Source organism: Ureibacillus yapensis (assembly GCF_003515775.1).
In the GTDB taxonomy this organism is placed as follows: Bacteria; Bacillota; Bacilli; order Bacillales_A; family Planococcaceae; genus Ureibacillus; species Ureibacillus yapensis.
On sequence record NZ_QWEI01000003.1, the window covers coordinates 260,759 to 276,865 of the forward strand.

General features: G+C 39.4%; 14 protein-coding genes. 1 reads left to right on the forward strand and 13 read right to left on the reverse strand.

The annotated features are described in order from the left end of the window. Nucleotides 1-8: 8 nt before the first annotated feature. The 11 genes from D1B33_RS08785 to D1B33_RS08835 all read right to left on the reverse strand — a co-directional run bounded on the left by D1B33_RS08785 (nt 9) and on the right by D1B33_RS08835 (nt 13,887). The gene (locus tag D1B33_RS08785) at nt 9-797 is read right to left on the reverse strand and encodes a class I SAM-dependent methyltransferase (protein ID WP_118875996.1); all 789 of its coding nucleotides are present in this window, start codon (nt 795-797) and stop codon (nt 9-11) included. After that, the gene (locus D1B33_RS08790) at nt 785-1,216 is read right to left on the reverse strand and encodes a BrxA/BrxB family bacilliredoxin (RefSeq protein WP_118875997.1); all 432 of its coding nucleotides are present in this window, start codon (nt 1,214-1,216) and stop codon (nt 785-787) included. The genes D1B33_RS08785 and D1B33_RS08790 overlap by 13 nt, the downstream gene beginning before the upstream one ends. A 375-nt stretch (nt 1,217-1,591) precedes the next feature. Continuing rightward, nucleotides 1,592-3,769 (reverse strand): glycoside hydrolase family 3 protein, encoded by a 2,178-nt coding sequence (locus D1B33_RS08795; RefSeq protein ID WP_118875998.1) that lies wholly within the window; start codon nt 3,767-3,769, stop codon nt 1,592-1,594. Nucleotides 3,770-4,091: 322 nt separating this feature from the next. After that, nucleotides 4,092-5,489 carry a glucuronate isomerase gene (gene uxaC, locus D1B33_RS08800; protein WP_118875999.1) on the reverse strand — a complete coding sequence of 466 codons (1,398 nt, stop codon included), beginning with the start codon at nt 5,487-5,489 and terminating at the stop codon, nt 4,092-4,094. Between the two features lie 36 nt (nt 5,490-5,525). Further along, nucleotides 5,526-6,287 carry a response regulator transcription factor gene (locus D1B33_RS08805; RefSeq protein ID WP_118876000.1) on the reverse strand — a complete coding sequence of 254 codons (762 nt, stop codon included), beginning with the start codon at nt 6,285-6,287 and terminating at the stop codon, nt 5,526-5,528. Next, a complete protein-coding gene (locus D1B33_RS08810) occupies nt 6,262-8,127 on the reverse strand; it encodes a sensor histidine kinase (RefSeq protein ID WP_158582950.1) in 1,866 nt (621 codons plus the stop codon). The genes D1B33_RS08805 and D1B33_RS08810 overlap by 26 nt, the downstream gene beginning before the upstream one ends. A 137-nt stretch (nt 8,128-8,264) precedes the next feature. Continuing rightward, entirely contained in the window at nt 8,265-9,296 is a 1,032-nt protein-coding gene (locus D1B33_RS08815; RefSeq protein ID WP_118876002.1) for a TRAP transporter substrate-binding protein, read from the reverse strand. Between the two features lie 47 nt (nt 9,297-9,343). Then, entirely contained in the window at nt 9,344-10,639 is a 1,296-nt protein-coding gene (locus D1B33_RS08820; protein WP_118876003.1) for a TRAP transporter large permease, read from the reverse strand. A 1-nt stretch (nt 10,640) separates the two neighbouring features. Continuing rightward, a complete protein-coding gene (locus D1B33_RS08825; protein WP_118876004.1) occupies nt 10,641-11,138 on the reverse strand; it encodes a TRAP transporter small permease in 498 nt (165 codons plus the stop codon). 315 nt (nt 11,139-11,453) lie between these two features. Further along, entirely contained in the window at nt 11,454-12,482 is a 1,029-nt protein-coding gene (locus D1B33_RS08830; RefSeq protein WP_118876005.1) for a Gfo/Idh/MocA family protein, read from the reverse strand. Nucleotides 12,483-12,708: 226 nt separating this feature from the next. Next, complete coding sequence (locus D1B33_RS08835; RefSeq protein ID WP_118876006.1) at nt 12,709-13,887, reverse strand: MFS transporter; 1,179 nt, start codon at nt 13,885-13,887, stop codon at nt 12,709-12,711. 250 nt (nt 13,888-14,137) lie between these two features. On the opposite strand from D1B33_RS08835, the gene D1B33_RS08840 reads away from it, so the two are divergent. Further along, the gene (locus D1B33_RS08840; RefSeq protein WP_118876007.1) at nt 14,138-14,599 is read left to right on the forward strand and encodes a DinB family protein; all 462 of its coding nucleotides are present in this window, start codon (nt 14,138-14,140) and stop codon (nt 14,597-14,599) included. Between the two features lie 180 nt (nt 14,600-14,779). On the opposite strand, the gene epsC is transcribed toward D1B33_RS08840, so the two are convergent. Continuing rightward, nucleotides 14,780-15,685: a serine O-acetyltransferase EpsC gene (epsC, locus tag D1B33_RS08845; protein WP_118876008.1), complete on the reverse strand. Its 906-nt coding sequence runs from the start codon at nt 15,683-15,685 to the stop codon at nt 14,780-14,782. Between the two features lie 155 nt (nt 15,686-15,840). Beyond that, complete coding sequence (locus D1B33_RS08850) at nt 15,841-16,068, reverse strand: thymidylate synthase (RefSeq protein ID WP_118876009.1); 228 nt, start codon at nt 16,066-16,068, stop codon at nt 15,841-15,843. Nucleotides 16,069-16,107: the final 39 nt, after the last annotated feature.

Consider the following 16,107-nt stretch of genomic DNA (forward strand, 5'->3'; position numbering starts at 1 on the left):
CGCATCCCTTATTTTTTTTCAATAAAACCGTAATGAAATTTTGCTGTAAGCCGATGCTCTCTTTGAAATCTGAAGTTTTCAAATAATTCAGAACGAAAATGTGCTTTAAACACCACGCGTTTTTTGGCTACTCTTAATGCTTCTGTTACCCATTCTTTTGTAAGTTGGTGATGGCTTCCCGCTTCCCGCAGTGCTTCAAAGTTGTTGGATTCCTCGATAATCTCTTCAAACATCGGGTCCATATAGACTACATCAAATGAACCCGTTTCCTGCGTTTTTAAAAACGTAATCGCTTCACAGTTGACCACTTTGATTTGGCGCATACAGCTTGTTAATGGCAGTTCTGCTGTATCATAAGAGGCCATGCCTTTTTTAACGATAAAGGCAACATTTGGATCATCTTCAAGTCCGACAACTTTTCCGTTTTTCCCGACTCTATATGCAGCAAGCATTGTATCCGACCCCATTCCCAAAGTGCAATCCAAGAAAGAATCACCTTGCTCAAGATTGCATGCCTCCAAAAGAGGGTCGTGTTCCCCTCTTGCCACACGTTTTAAACGAAAAGCGGCTGTGTTGGGATGAAAAAAGAAAGGCACCGCAGCACCTTTCGGGTAATACTCATAACGGTTCTTCCCGGCAACAATGACGTTAGCGTTTAAAAGTTCGCTGATTTTCACAACAGACCTTTTTTTTCGGGGTTCAAATTCTATATTTAACTCCCTGCATGCTTCTTGAGCAAGCTTCATTGACAAGCCATCAGGTCTCCCTGCTGTCGTGACAACTGTTACGCCTCGCATGCTTGCTTTAAAACACCCGTTAAATGTTCAGTTATTTGTTCAACTGGATATCCTTCTATCTGATCACGAGGAATGAAGTACTCCAATTGACCATCTTTTAAGATAGCAATCGATGGTGAACTTGGCGGGATTTCTTCAAAGAATCCGCGCATTGCAGCAGTTGCTTCACGATCTTGCCCCGCAAATACAGTCACCATGTGATCTGGCTTTACTTCTTCAATCGCTTGGCGAGCGGCTGGACGTGCCAACCCGGCTGCACAGCCACAAACAGAATTAATCACAACAAGCGAAACGCCTTTTGCTGTAGCCATAAATTCATTTACTTCCTCCGGGTTTGTTAATTCAGTAAACCCGGCATCCACCAACTCTTGGCGCATTGGTTTTACAATGCCTTTCATATATTCATCATATGCGTTCATGTACTCTACCTCTTTCGTTTATATTCACACTCTTTATTATAGCAATACCTGAACTGTATTTACAAAAAACTAGACTTTCGACTCTTCTTCATGCGGTACAATTTTATTAGAAGGAAATATTGACCTAAAAATGAAGCTAAATTTAATTTTTACGGTGCGAAGCTTTTCGAAAAACTAGCCTTTTCTTGTGCAATATATCCTTTGTATTGGACAGCTTTCCTTCTAACTTTCAGCTTTCTGTCCAATAACTCCCTCGTATTAGTCAGTTTTTGCTCTAACCCTTCCGTTAAGTAGATTCCTCCAAAATTAAAAGAGGGTGATTTCAAAAACTCGCAGGATACGAGCTTTTGAACCCCCTCTTTGATTACCGGTTAATTATTCCTCCCCTTTCCCTTTGATGATGATTTTTTTGCCCTTAGGGTAAGAAAGACCAAACCCATATTTATAAGCGTCTTTTGATTTATTGACATATGCGTACGCTGGGTCTTCCTGCGGTGCAAAGCTTGGTACATCTCCTACTTCATTGTCCACCGCTTTCATGCTGGCTGGAAGAGCGAATGGCAATTTACCCGCAGGATTGAATTCTCCACGAATAACATCCACAACCGCTTCAGCCTTCGTTCCAAAAGTAGCGATGACAGCAGCCGCATTCGGTTCGATTTTATCCAGTACCCATGGACTTGTCATATTCACCGCTGTAATGGTTGGAACCGTCTTTTGAATTTCTACAATGCGGTCAACATTCGCAATGCCTGTTTCAGGACCAACCGTGATTCGTGGGTTGTTATCCCAGTTGGATTGTACCGGTTTAACATAAATGTATGCATGTGTTGCTTCATTCAAATCACTCGTAATTTGGATGGAAGGGTCTTGTTTTTTAATCGCTTCGATCAAGCCTTTAGAATTAACATCCTCCTTCCCGCTTGGGAACATTTCAACATACAATTTAACATTCTTGATTTGGGCATCTTTTAAAGGCAATACATTCTGATCATTTCTTAATAAAACAACGGACTTCAAGTGGGCTTCATACGCCAGTTCGTCTACAGCCGGATTATCCACTACTTTCAGTGCATGCTGTGCATCCACATAAGGATCTTCGAATAACCCCAAATTCATCATTTCAGTTAGTAAAAATGTTACGGATTCGTTCACCGCTTCTTCTTTCAAAAGACCTTGCCGAACCGCTTTGACAATCAGTTCAGGTTCTGAGGAGCCCGAAATGATATCAGTTCCCGCATTAATGGCCTTTGCAAACTTTTGCTCAGGCGTTAATTTTTCCGCGCCCCATGCATTGTTACCAACCGCTCCGGTATCGGAGTTAACATACCCCTTAAAGCCAAGCTCTGTGCGCAAGAAACCATCCAAAATGGCATCATTCAGCGCAAATCCAACTTCTTCAAATTGCTGGTCGTCACTGTACCACTTCAATCCTTGGTCGGCGCTATCATTGCTTGGGTAGGCATAATAAGGCATGATGGATGAAACATTTGCCTTGATTGCAGCTTCAAATGGAGGAATATGATAGTTGAGCAAACTGCCTTCTGTCGGGTAAGGGTTGAATTTCCCTTCTACAAAGTGAGGATCTAACCCGTTATCCCGTGCTCCTCCTCCCGGGAAGTGTTTCACCGTAATAGCAACACTTTCTTCATTAAGCTTCTCGCCTTGGAAGCCTTTAATTACATTGTAAATCATTTCAGAAGCTACTTTCGGATTTTCGCCAAATGTATCCTCTATTCTAGCCCAAAGCGGATCGGTAGCTATATCTGCCGTATAGCCATAGACCTTTCGAATACCTGCCTCTCTCCATTCCTTGGCAGCGATTTCACTGAACTCTTTTACAGCTTCCGTATCGCCGGCTGCCGCAAATCCAAGCGGACCTGGCCAAAATGAATGCTGGCCTTCACTTGCGGATATATTCGTATAATCCGTGGAAGCATGGTTTCTTGGATTGGACGTGACGACAACCGGAATCCCCAATCTTGATGCTTCCCCCAATTCCTGTAATTGATTGGTATACTTGGCGATCACGTCAACAGTAGGCGTTTGACGGAAAATCACATAGCGCATATTCTTTCCAACAATCATAGGGTCATCTTTTTTCACATACTTGCCGTCTGCTGGATCGGCAATTGGAACATGTGTGTTAATGACCATTAACCCGGCCTTTTCCTCCAGGGACATTTTGGATACTAAATCGGCTACTCGTTTCGAAACAGGATTTCTCCAATCCTCGTAAGCATCCAATTTTTTATTGCCATTTAAATCTTTAAACTTTTTCCCATTAACTTTAAGCACCCCTTTTTTGGCTGCTTCAATTTCCGGTTGTCCTGTTTTGGAGTTCGCTGCTACGCGATATGTTTCAACGTCCGTACCCGAACTGCCGGGATTTGTGTTTTTGGTTGGATCAACGTAGCCTAATCCTTCACTACTGTTTGCGGCGATCGACGGTACTGCAACTGTTGCCGCTATCGATAAGGCAAACATACTCGTCATTGCTTTTTTTGTTTTTTTATTTTTCCTAAGTTTTCTTAAGATTGAACCCACGCTCATCTCCCCTTCTCCATGTCATTCATACTTTTGGTTGGCACGTAAATTTTAAGATTTACCTTGCTGCATTAAATTAAGCTATGAACTTTGAAGTGGTATTCAATTGTTGAAATAAATCCAATCACACTCCCTTGCAAGTTGGTGGCAGATGTTATTTTCATGAAGAAAGCGCTTACTCTTACAAAAATTTTATAGTAGATTGATGGTTTTCAATAGTCGTTTTTTTTAGGTGTTTTAGTGATTTTTTTAGGTCTTTCCAAAAAGTCCAAACCCATAAAAAATCCATCCTTCAATAGACACTAAAGGATGGATGATTAATATCCGATTAAAAATCAAAATACTCTTTCGCATTTTTATAGCAGATTCCTTCAACGATTCTTTTTAAGAGTTTTATATCATGGGGAACTTCTCCTTGTTCCACCCACTGACCAAGCAATTCGCATACTAACCTTCTAAAGTACTCATGTCTTGTATAGGATAGAAAACTTCTCGAATCCGTAAGCATTCCAATAAATCGGCTAAAGAGACCAAGGTTTGCCAAAGCTTTCATTTGTTCGAGCATTCCATCTTTCTGATCGTTAAACCACCAAGCTGTGCCAAATTGAATTTTGCCCGGTACCTCTCCCTGGAAATTTCCTATTAAACTTCCTATAACATAATTATCTTTTGGATTTAATGAATATAAAATAGTTTTAGGCAAGGCATCTTCACGTTCCAAACGATCGAGCAGCCGGTTTAGCGGCACTGCCAATTGACCGTCATTTATGCTGTCAAAGCCTGTATCCGGTCCAAGCCTTTGAAACATTTTGGTATTGTTGTTGCGCAAAGCATGGATATGGTATTGCATCACCCATCCTAATTTGGCATACTGCTTCCCTAAAAAAATCAATGTGTATGTTTTATATTTCTTCTCTTCTTCTTGTGTAATTGTTTGCCCATTCAATGCTTTTCTAAAAATTGTGGACGCTTCTTCTTTAGTTGTTTCTTCAACCATCATTGTATTGAGTGCATGATCTGAAACTCGGCAGCCGTTTTCGTGAAAAAATTGAATTCGGGATTCTAATGCACCCAGGAAATCATCAAAATCCGAAATCGAGATTTGTGAAACTTCCTCTAATTTTTTAACCCATTCCACGTATCCTGGAGCGTTAATTTCAAGCCCTTTATCCGGTCTGAAACTTGGCAGCACCTTCACATCAAAATCCGGTTCTTCTTTTATTCTTTTATGATATTCCAAAGAATCAATCGGATCATCCGTAGTACACACAACTTCGACCTTTGACTTTTTAATTAAATCTCTTGCTCCAAAGTTTTTGCCGGCAAGCTGTTTATTTACCTTCTCCCAAATACTTGGGGCCGAATCTTCATCCAAAATGTCATAAACTTCAAAAAAGCGCTGCAGCTCAAGATGTGTCCAGTGGTAGAGCGGGTTGCCTATCGTCATGGGTACTGTTTCTGACCATGCCAAAAACTTTTCATAGTCCTCAGCTCCCCCAGTGATAAGCTCTTCGGTTACGCCATTGGCTCTCATCGCCCTCCATTTATAATGGTCGCCATACAACCAGGCTTCGGTAATATTTTTAAATGTTTTATTTTCATAGATTTCCTTGGGGTTTAAATGGCAGTGATAATCAATGATCGGCAAATCTTTTGCGAATGTATGATATAAAGTGATAGCGGTATTTGTTGATAATAAGAAGTTTTCACCCATAAACTTTTTCATTCTTTCAACCTGCTTTCAAAATATTTTTTACTGCCATTAGTAATGAAGTTCCGATTTTAATTTTGTTGTTTTACGAAATTCGGAAGGAGAAGATCCGGTAATCTTCTTGAAATTATTACTGAAATAAGCTACTTCTGAGTAACCTACTCTTTCGGCGATGTCCGACATTTTTAATGTTGTATTTTGCAGCAGGCGCTTTCCTTCTTGAATCCGAAGTTTAGTTAAATAATCGACGAATTTTATATTTAATTGCTGCTTGAATAATTGACTTAGATAACTAGGGTTTACGTGTACGCTCTTAGCTGCGTCTGTTAGCGTGACTTGACTTAATGGTGTTTTTTTGATGTATGCCAACACCTGATCAATTGTGGAAGCTGGAATATCTTCTTCTACAGAAAAAGAACGGTCCTCTTTTTCCCTCTCTTCTTCTCGTGATTTCAACCACTTCAACAGACACTCTTTCAGGTCTTCTTCCTCTATTGGTTTAAGGAGATAATCCATGGCACCCTTGCGGAATGCCTGCTGGACATAATGAAATTCATCATGAACACTAATGACGATGCAATCCACCTTTCTACCCAATCGATTCAGTTCATTGACAAATGTCAAACCATCCATCACCGGCATACGAATATCCGTTATAACCAAGTCAATTTCATTATTTTTTATCCAGTCAATGGCTTCCAACCCATTGGAACATTCATGAACGATTTCTAATGGAAAATTTAACTTTTTAATGGACCACATAAGGGCTTTTCGCACCCATTTTTCATCATCCACCAATAAAATCCGATTCATGCAACGCCACATCCTTATCTTGTACAATTGGCATATGAAGACTAACTTCTGTTCCTGAACCCCTTGTACTTGTAATCGTGATTCCATATTCCGCGCCATACAAATAGCGAATTCTTTGATGTACGTTCATTATCCCTATATGCAGCCCTGCCAAGGTTGATGCATTTTCCCTTATTTTTTTCGTTAAATCGTCCAACATCTCTTTTTCCATCCCCATTCCTGTATCAGCAATCTTAATGATAAGCGAGGAGTCCGTGTGAAGATGGGCACTGATTGTGATTTTGATTTTCTTTGCATGTTCTCCAATGCTGTGGACAAAACAATTTTCAATAATAGGCTGGAGGGAAAACTTTACTACTTGATAATCCCTTAGAGGCTCGGCTATATCAAAAACATATTCAAAACGCTCTTCAAAGCGAAGTTTCTGGATTTGCAAATACATTTCGCTGAATTTCATTTCTTCGCGCAGACATACTGTTGATGAATTATTTCGAAGGTTGTAGCGTAATAGTTTTCCCAGCAAGGATGAGATTTCTGCGATATTTTCCTGCTCTTGTTCGAGCGCCATCCCCCTGATTGTTTCCAGTGAATTGTACAAAAAGTGCGGATTGATCTGTGACTGAAGCATTTTTAACTCAATCTCTGTTTTATTCAGCGACCATTCAGCTTCCCTTAACTTGGAAATATACACTTCTTCTAGCAAGGTTGATAGCTTTGCAACAGTATTGTTAAAGCCTTTCGTCAACTGGCCGATTTCATCACCCGACTCGACCTTTACTTTGCTTTTTAAGTTGCCAACCTCCACTTCCCTCATAAAAGAATGGAGTCGTTGAATTGGTTGAACGATGCTCTTTGTTAATCCATAAAATCCTGCAACATAGGCAAATAGCAACGAAATGATGATTGTCCATGTAATGACAGATCCGATTTGCCGGATTCCGCTCCGTAAATCATGATAGGAAACAGCAGTAAAAAATCGCCATCCCAAGTTTTGCGATAAGGAATAAGAAATAAATTCCCGATCGTCATTTTGGATGACCATCGAACCGCTTTTTTGATTTTCCAATGTTGCCAGCTCGCTAACCTCAACCTTGTGTCCAAGTTTCTGCTCATCAGGATGATAAACATAATGGCCGCTGGAATCCAAAATGAAAAAATAGCCGTTTTTATCTAACGTGACCATTCTTGAAATTTCTTCAATTCTTTTAAAGTTAATATCGATAATCAACATTCCCACCGGTTTTAACGTATGGGGATTGTATAAACGTCTTACAAGCGAGATGACCGGAAGCTCCTTATCTTTCAATTTTAAAGTCCTGCTTACAAGCATGACCATTCCGTTTTCCGGCAAGGAAGAATACCAATATTCATCTTTAATATTCATGGCGGAGTAATAATTTTTTTCTCCCAATAAATCCAAAATAAAACCATTGTCCAACATAATGGTAATATTCGAAATATCATTTCTTGAATATTCGGAATTCTTTAGAACGTCAACCGCCTTTTCTGAAAGGAATCGATTTTCTTCATCCATAATTGGTTCCTGCCTTAATAAGCTGGCGATTTCGGGAGAGTTGATAATCTTTAGACTTGTTATTTCAAAATCCTGCAGATAATATTCAATATGTAATTCTACCTGTTTAATTATTTGAAGACTGGATTCCCTAAACTCTTCTTCCATTTCGCTGGAAGAAAAGAAGTAGGTGATGATTCCAACCGAGAGCACCGGAAGGATTACCAATACAGTTGAGAAGATACATAGTTTCGTTACCAATGATTGATTTTTTAAAAGCAGAAAACGTTCGATCAGTTCAACAAATTCAGCCCATGAATTTTTCATTATGAGTCCTTTCCAATTAAGCATAGAAAATAGTTTACTCTTAATCTTAATGGAAAAGACCTACCCAGTAAATAATTTCCAACCAGGTAGGCATAAAGCAAATTTCAACATTTTTCGTGATGAAGCATTCCTTGTTGTTAAGGATTTGCAGAATTAATGGCATCCGCGATTTCCGGATATTCGGTAGTGAAATTATCTACGATTGGTTTAACAGCCTCTTTCCAAGGCGTGATATCTTCCACTTCCGTAATTGTAACCCCTGCTTCAGTAATCGTTTTTAACGATTTTTCTTCGTATTCGGCCCATGCCTGTCTTTGTGTTTCAACTGAATCCAATGCCGCTTGTCTGATAATCTCTTGATCTTCAGCCGATAGTTTATCCCACGAAGCTTTACTTGCCAGCAATACTTCAGGCACTCGCGTATGGTGGTCCATAATCAAATACTTGGCTTCCTGGTAATGGTTGGACGAGTCGATGCTTGGAAGGTTATTTTCGGCCCCATCAATTATCCCTGTTTGCAGTGCGGAGAATACCTCGCCATATGGCATCGGTGTAGCGCTTGCCCCTAAAGCTTCCATTAATTGAATATTAACCTCGCTTTGTTGAACCCGGATTTTTTGCCCTTTTAACTCTTCCATAGTCGTTAAAGGTTTTGTCGAATAGAAATTTCGAGAACCTGAATCATAATAAGCTAGGCCCTGCATTTTTGCTTCTTGCAGACCATCCAGTAAAGTGGTACCAGTTTCACTGTTCAGGAAATTCCAGAGATGTTCGTCACTGTTGAATAAATAAGGAATGGAGAAAACCTTTAACTCGTCATGGAATTCTGCCAACGGGCTTGAATTGGTTCTTGCAAAATCAATTGCCCCCAACTGAATTTGCTCCAGTACCGATTTTTCATCACCAAGTTGACCTGAAGGAAATACTTCAATCGTAATGCGGCCATCAGTTCTTTCGCTAACCAATTCAGCAAACTTCTGATCACCGATGACAGTAGGATAATCAGCCGGTTGATTATCGGCCAAACGTAATGTAATCTTTGGCTCCTCTGCAGGAGTCGTTCCTTCAGCTTCAGTTGCAGGAGCTGCTTCTTCTTGACTGCATGCTGCCAGAATGCCAGCAGCCAAAAGCATTGTTGTGAATAACCCTTTTACTTTTCTACCCTTCATCCTTCATATCCCCCTAAGTAAAATTTTTTATAATCCTAAACCTTTCGTTAGTCAGCCATCAAATTTGGCAGCCACATAACCACTTCAGGTATATAGGTAATAATCAACAGTACGATCAGCAGTGCATAGAAAAATGGCAACATGGCTTTCGTACCCTGTGCGATTGACACTTTCCCAATGGCACATCCAACGAATAAAACGGTCCCTACCGGTGGAGTCAGCAACCCGATTCCTGCATTCAGAATAAGGATAATCCCAAAATGCACCGGATCCATTCCAAGGCTTGTAACAACCGGAAGAAGAATTGGTGTCATGATTAAAATCATCGGAGCCATATCCATTGGGGCTCCCAGCAAAAGCAGCAAGATATTGATAATCAACAAAATAATGATGGGATTTTCCGAAATGCCCAACAACAAATCCGTCATCATGGCAGGTATTTGCAAATAGGCCAATACCCAACCAAATGCTGCAGAAGCGGCGATTAAGAAAAATACCATTGATACGGTTTTCAGCGTACGCTTTAAAACAACCAGAATACTTGATAACGGTGCTTCCCTATAGATGAAGAATGCAAGAACAAAGGAATATAGACAGGCAAGCGCTCCAGACTCTGTTGCCGTAAATACACCACTCATGATTCCGCCCAATATAATAACCGCGGGACTCAAAGATAAAAGTCCATGAAGGAGAATGCCACCAACTTCTGATTTGGGTATGGGCGCGGCTTTTTCATAACCTCTTTTTCTGGCAATCACGTAACCCGTGATACATAAAGCAATTAACATAATAAAACCCGGAACGATGCCAGCCATAAATAGACTGGCGATGGAAACACCACCTGCTGCAAGGGAATATAAAACCAAGTTATGGCTTGGCGGCACCACGACCCCCTGAATGGCTGATGCAATCGTAACGCCTACTGCATAATCTGCTTCATAGCCGTTTTTTTTCATCATAGGAATCATCACGGAACCGACGGATGAAACATCCGCAACTGCCGAACCGGAAATATTGCCGAAAAATAACGAAGCTACACTGTTAACCATTGCCAATCCCCCGCGAATTCTGCCAACCAACAATGTGGCAAACTTTACGATTCGATTGGCCAATCCTCCGGCACTCATGATTTGTCCCGTCAAGATAAAAAATGGAATGGCCAGCAGCGAAAAGGAATTCATGCCCTGAATCATCTGCTGACCAATGACAGGCAGTGGGATATCCAAATAGAAAATCGTCAAAAGAGATGAAATCACCAATGTCAGAGCTATGGGAAATCGCAGCATAATCAATATGACGAAGCTTGAGATTAAGATGGTGACTGCGATGGCTGATGTGGTCATGCTACATTCCCTCCTCTAAATCTTTATATTTGGCTGTGTTAATATGAAAGAAGTGCAGAAGTGTATAAAGGCAAATCATGAATCCGGTGACCGGCATGATGATATAATTGACACTGCTCGGCAGCTTTGTGGCAGCTAAAGTGGAATCCATTGTAAGCAGTGTAAATTGCCAACCTTGTACAACCAGATAGATGCCGAACGCAAAAACGGAAATTAGGATAACTTTATCGAGCACTTTATTAAACATTTTCGGAAAAAGATTTGTAAAAGAATCAATCCCCAAATGTATGTATTCACGGAAACCTATCGCAATTCCCATAAATCCAAACCAAACCAATAAAAGCAACGTAATTTCTTCCGACCAGAAATAAACAAAATTAAATACATATCTGGTCACTACTTGCAACGAAACCACCAATACTAATAAAATCAATGATAAAAGAGTAATAGACTCAAATAGCCGATCCAGGAAAGAATACACTTTTTTTAAAATATTCATCCACAACCCCCCGACGAAAGCGTTTTCTTTCTTTTGATTTTACAGTTAATTCAGAAAATTTTAAATGCAACTTTTTTTATAAAAACTTGTGTTTTTTTTAGGTTATCAGAAAAGCGGAGAACGCCTGTTAGCCCCGCGTCGGCTAAAACGCTACGTCCTGCTCCCGCGATTACTCGGTGCAAAATGCTTTTGAGCTTAGCCAATTTACTCACATCGTGTTAGCGCTTTAAATGAAAGAAACCGTTTCAAGGATGCTTTTATTCCTCGAAACGGTTTCTACTCAAAAAAACGTTGATACAGGTATTACATATTTTATTATAATTTTACTGGTTTTCCTATTTTCGCCGATTCGTAGATAGCCAAAACTAATTCAAGAGAGTTTCTGGCTTCTTCACCTGTTACAAGTGGTTCTCTAACATTAATGATTGCGTTAATAATATCATGGTATTGACGTTTATGAGACTGATAATTGGTTATTTTATTTGTGGAAGGACTTGAAGCAATCCCTTCATTTTTTGCTTTTGTATATGTCTTTCCATCTCGGAAGTTCCACTCTTCTACTTGATCATTCTTAATCACGACACTACCATTATTTCCGAAAATCTCAAGACTGGCACTGTATCCAGGATAGGCAGCCGTATTACCTTCAATTAGACCCAATGCACCTGATTTAAACTTTAATGATGCTACTGATATATCTTCTACCTCTATTCTTTCATGCCCTCTAGTTGCACAGTAACCAAACACTTCCTCTACCGGGCCCATTAAATAGAGCAATAGATCTATATAGTGGATGGATTGGTTCATTAATGCTCCTCCACCATCAAGTTCCCAAGTTCCGCGCCATGCACCACTATCATAATATTCTTGTGATCGATACCATGTAGTACGAGCTGCTCCAAAGTTTAGTTGGCCAAACAGTCCTTTACTAAGCGCTAGTTTAATATCATTTATTCCGTCATCAAAACGATGTTGAAAAATACAGCTTAACTTCACATTCGATTCTTTACAAACCCGTATTAATTCGTCCGTTTTTGCTAGATTAATTTCAATTGGTTTTTCAACTATGACATGTTTTCCTTTTTTTGCTGCTAAAATGCCAAAGTCGGAGTGGGTACCACTTGGAGTTATGATCGTAACGATATCTATATGATGATCATGTAAAAAATCTTGGTAATCATTGTAATATGGAATATTATACTGACCGCTTATTTTCTCCCCATTCTCTCTGCTTCTAGTAAAAATTGCTGCTAATTCCGCGTCTGGCATATTTTGAATACTGTTAATATGTGTTTCTAAAATGCTTCCACTCCCAACAATTCCAATACCTAATTTTTTCTTCATAGGTAAGCTCCTTTTATTGTTTTCAAAGAAACAGTTTTAATTTTTGATATCGCCCGTTTGAAAAAACATTCGCTCTTTAAAAGAGTAAGTAATTTTTCCAATTTTTAGAACTTATTATAATTCACCTATTTCCCAAACTACAAGTGCTTTATCAAGAGATTCATATTCCAATTAAAAAAGATGTGTTTGGCATACACATCTTTACAAACAATTAATCTTTTTCAGTTTATGGTTCGCGAGTATCGATAATAGGTTTCTTCCAACCTAAAGAAATCGCGAATGCTGCCGCCAAAAATAATGCAGCCAGATAGTACGGATAATCTACATCTATATCAAATAACATCCCACCTAAGATTGGACCTAGGGCGTTCGCCAGCGAAGTGAACATTGAATTCATCCCGCCTACAAATCCCTGATCATTTCCGGCAATCTTCGAAAGATAGGAAGTTGCAGCCGGTCGAATCAAGTCAAACGTCACAAAACAGATTGTAATGATCAAAACAATCATCATAAATCCCGATACTTGTGTTAAAACAATGATAAAGATGGCCGCTATGATTAAACAAAGCCGTATCAGATTGATTTCTCCCCACCATAAGGTCATGCGATCGAACAACAAAATTTGCGATAAAGCTCCAATGATCGCGGAGACCGTTATGGCAACGGCAATATCCCCTGGTGTGAAGCCAAATTTATGGTCTGTATATAAACTAAAGAACGATTCAACTACTGCCAATCCGAAAGAGGAAATGAAAATGATTAAAAAGGCAACCAAGAAGATGGGAATGAAAAGTTTCTTCAAGCTTGACTGAGAAGCTTCCTGTGCAAAAACTTCCAGTTGTTCTACTCGTTCCGGCTCTTTCAGGAAGAAAATCGATAGAATAGTTGCAACCGCACCCAATGCGGCGGCCGAATAAAAAGGTACACGTGTACCGATTTCTGCAAGGAAGCCCCCTAAACCCGGCCCGATTATAAATCCTGTGCTAATGGCTGCCGACATATAGCCCAATGCTTTAGGACGCGTTTCAGATGTGGTGATATCAGCAATATATGCCGTGACAGCTGGCATAATAAATGCGGCACTGACTCCCCCTAATATCCGGGAAATAAACAAGACTTCAACCGCTTCTCCCATAGCAAACAATAATTCCGAAACTGCAAAGGTTCCAAGGCCTAAAATAATCATAATCTTGCGTCCATATTTATCTGCAAAACGTCCTGAAATCGGTGAAGCAATCAGTTGAGTGAAAGCAAATGCAGCAGTTAGATAGCCGACAACTGTTCCGGAAATGTTCAATTCGTTCATAATCGTTGGCAACACCGGAATGATCAGACCGATGCCCAAGAATGCAATGAACAAATTGCCCAATAAGACCGCTAACACAATCTTTGATTTTCGATTCATAAATCGACTCTCTTTCTTAATATTGTAATAAATACTTCCTATTTATTACACTAATTACGATTCTAACCGATGCGGAGAAGATAGTAAATCACAAAAAATTAACATTCAAGTTTACATAATAAAATTATTAATGATACATTCTCGGATAATAAATTGTTTAAATATTCATACAGAAAATTAGACTGATTGTTTTTATTTCGATATACTTATTGTTGGTGCTGGATAAATAATGAGATTTAGGGGGATTTTTATGAGTGAATTGATTAAAATGCAATACGCAAAAACAAGACAAAACTTAACGAAAGTGTTGGAAGACGTTTCGCCTGAAGTGCTTGAGAGAATACCAGCTGGCTTTAATAATAATATTCATTGGCAAGTGGGCCATATTCTTGTTGCGGCCGAGCTATTTATGTTTTATGGGCAAAATAATTTACCGCCGCAGTATAACGAATATTTCAAATCAGGTTCAAAACCTGCCGAGTGGGCTGGAGAAGTTCCTTCGATTTCATCTATATTAGAACTTTTGAATGAACAGCTTGAGCGAATCAACGCTCTTCCGGAAGAAGCGTTTACGGTTGAATTGCCGGAACCATTCATCGGCAATAAGAATACAGGTGAATTAGCTGCATTTGGTGCATTCCATGAAGCTTTGCATTTAGGCCAGATTCAAATGCTGAAACGTTTCATTTTAGCTTCTGAAGCTGCACAATAAATATGATAGTAAATATGTTTTGTCCTCCTTTACGGGACTAACAACTCCAAAAAGCGCAAGAATAATGAATACTGTTATTCTTGCGTTTTAGTTTTCCTTAATAAAGGCAGATTTCTTCCTTCATTTCTCATAAAAAAACAAGTGAAGATTCTCTCCACTTGTTTTTTTATATTGATTGAATTATAATTGGCCATTCTTGATATTTGGGGATGGCTGTGTTTGGTATACTCTTGAATTTGCTGGCACCGATTGCGTTAACCAGATATTCCCTCCGATTACGGAGTTTTGGCCAATTGTTGTGTCTCCGCCAAGAATCGTTGCACCTGAATAAATGACAACATTATCTTCAATGTTCGGATGGCGTTTAATGCCTTTAATCGGATTGCCGTGTTCATCCAGCGGGAAACTTTTAGCTCCCAAAGTAACACCTTGATAGATTTTCACATTTCTGCCAATCGTACAAGTTTCACCAATTACGACGCCCGTCCCATGGTCAATAAAGAAATATTCCCCTATTGACGCACCAGGGTGGATATCAATTCCTGTCAATCGGTGGGCATATTCCGACATAATGCGCGGAATAATCGGCACTCCTGCTTTGTATAATTCATGCGCAATTCTATGAATCGTAATGGATTGAATGGAAGGATAACTCAACAGGATTTCTTCCAATGATGTTGTTGCCGGGTCTCCGTTGTAGGCTGCACGAATATCCGTTTGGATTACTCTGCGGATTTCAGGCAGCTTTTTAATCAAGTCAATCACGATTAAATCCGCTTTTTCTTTTGCTTCGTCTTCGTGAATCGAAGAATCATTGATTAGTACTTTTTCAATTAGTTCTTTTAAATTGATGGCAGATGTTCTTAATTTGTTTCCGATGGAGATATTAATGCGCGTTTCCACATTTGAGTATTTATCACATAAGCACGGAAATAATGCGGATCGGAAATCTTTTATTAAAGAGTATATGGATTCTTGTCCTTCAAAACCGATTGTTTTATCAATTGAAAAATGCTCTCTATGTATTTCTTCCAGTGATTGTGAAATGGTAGGTATTTCACTATTGAGCCAATCGTTTAATTTCATTATAACTTCCCCCTTAAAGATCATAAAAGCAGCTCGTACTTATTTGTATTTTTGCTGCCTATGTTTCACTTACTCTATTTTAACATCTTTTGAATTTATTTAAATAGCGTAAAAATTTTTACTTCAATCGCTCTTATACCTTAAGCAATACCTATTTACAATACTGTGACTTGCTCTTGTTCTACTTTCAGATAGATGACAAGTTCCTGGCGATATACACTTTCCTCCAGATAATGATCGAGTGTATGGAAATCGTATTTAAAACTGCCAAAAGGAAATGTAACATTTGCGCCTTTGACTGCTGCAAGCAAACCTGCCACATCGTCTGAGACCATTTCCAATAATTCTTCTCCCGTAGCTGTTAAAACAAAAACTACATTCATCTTCATCTCCCCCTCTTGTTTACCTAATGTTGGGCATTT

What these genes read in the sequence shown, in the direction of transcription:
- epsC (WP_118876008.1), bottom strand. Translation starts at nt 15,685, where the DNA reads ATGAAATTAAACGATTGGCTCAATAGTGAAATACCTACCATTTCACAA.
- D1B33_RS08805 (WP_118876000.1), bottom strand. Translation starts at nt 6,287, where the DNA reads ATGAATCGGATTTTATTGGTGGATGATGAAAAATGGGTGCGAAAAGCC.
- D1B33_RS08825 (WP_118876004.1), bottom strand. Translation starts at nt 11,138, where the DNA reads ATGAATATTTTAAAAAAAGTGTATTCTTTCCTGGATCGGCTATTTGAG.
- D1B33_RS08815 (WP_118876002.1), bottom strand. Translation starts at nt 9,296, where the DNA reads ATGAAGGGTAGAAAAGTAAAAGGGTTATTCACAACAATGCTTTTGGCT.
- D1B33_RS08785 (WP_118875996.1), bottom strand. Translation starts at nt 797, where the DNA reads ATGCGAGGCGTAACAGTTGTCACGACAGCAGGGAGACCTGATGGCTTG.
- D1B33_RS08835 (WP_118876006.1), bottom strand. Translation starts at nt 13,887, where the DNA reads ATGAATCGAAAATCAAAGATTGTGTTAGCGGTCTTATTGGGCAATTTG.
- D1B33_RS08830 (WP_118876005.1), bottom strand. Translation starts at nt 12,482, where the DNA reads ATGAAGAAAAAATTAGGTATTGGAATTGTTGGGAGTGGAAGCATTTTA.
- D1B33_RS08820 (WP_118876003.1), bottom strand. Translation starts at nt 10,639, where the DNA reads ATGACCACATCAGCCATCGCAGTCACCATCTTAATCTCAAGCTTCGTC.
- D1B33_RS08850 (WP_118876009.1), bottom strand. Translation starts at nt 16,068, where the DNA reads ATGAATGTAGTTTTTGTTTTAACAGCTACGGGAGAAGAATTATTGGAA.
- D1B33_RS08795 (WP_118875998.1), bottom strand. Translation starts at nt 3,769, where the DNA reads ATGAGCGTGGGTTCAATCTTAAGAAAACTTAGGAAAAATAAAAAAACA.
- D1B33_RS08790 (WP_118875997.1), bottom strand. Translation starts at nt 1,216, where the DNA reads ATGAACGCATATGATGAATATATGAAAGGCATTGTAAAACCAATGCGC.
- D1B33_RS08840 (WP_118876007.1), top strand. Translation starts at nt 14,138, where the DNA reads ATGAGTGAATTGATTAAAATGCAATACGCAAAAACAAGACAAAACTTA.
- D1B33_RS08810 (WP_158582950.1), bottom strand. Translation starts at nt 8,127, where the DNA reads ATGAAAAATTCATGGGCTGAATTTGTTGAACTGATCGAACGTTTTCTG.
- uxaC (WP_118875999.1), bottom strand. Translation starts at nt 5,489, where the DNA reads ATGAAAAAGTTTATGGGTGAAAACTTCTTATTATCAACAAATACCGCT.